This is a genomic window from Geodermatophilus sp. DF01-2 (assembly GCF_004571065.1).
GTDB lineage: Bacteria > Actinomycetota > Actinomycetes > Mycobacteriales > Geodermatophilaceae > Geodermatophilus.
On sequence record NZ_SPQN01000199.1, the window covers coordinates 1 to 582 of the forward strand.

A 582-nucleotide genomic window follows, 5' to 3' on the forward strand; every position below is an offset into this window, starting at 1 on the left:
CTGGCGCCGTCGACCTGCCCGGCGTGCTCGGCCCGGTCGCCGAACGGATCACCGTGGCGCCCGGCGCGGAGGTCCCGGTGGCCGCCGCGCTCGCCGGCCTGGCCGACGCCCTCGTCGTCGACACCGTCGCCGAGGCCGCGGCCGCGCTCGCCCACCTCAAGGACGTCGACGGCGGCCGCGCCGGGCTGCTCGTCCCGGGCGGGCTCCCCGCGCTGCCCCGGGACGGTTGGCCGCAGCTGCCCGAGGGCGTGCGCTGGGCCCTGGACCTGGTCACCGCCCCCGACGAGCTGTGCCCGGCACTGGCCCGCGTGCTGGACCGGGTCGCCGTCGTCCCCGGCCTGGACGCGGCCGTCGCGTTGGTCCGCACTCACCCGCGGGTGCGCGCGGTGACCGCGGACGGCGACCTGGTCGGGGCCGACTGGTCGGTCGGTGGACAGGCCAACGCCCCGTCCGGACTGGAGGTCCGTGCCCGGGTGGACGACGCCGACCGAGAGCTGGCCGCCGCGGCCGCCCGCGCCGCCGAGCTCGCCGACCGGCTGGCCGCGGCACGGGAGACCGCCCGCGAGCGCTCCGCCGACGTCG

The 582-nt window shown here is 80.6% G+C and carries 1 pseudogene; it reads left to right on the top strand.

The window, feature by feature from the left end:
* Positions 1 to 582: pseudogene (locus E4P41_RS21810) on the top strand (chromosome segregation protein SMC); the annotation flags it as partial.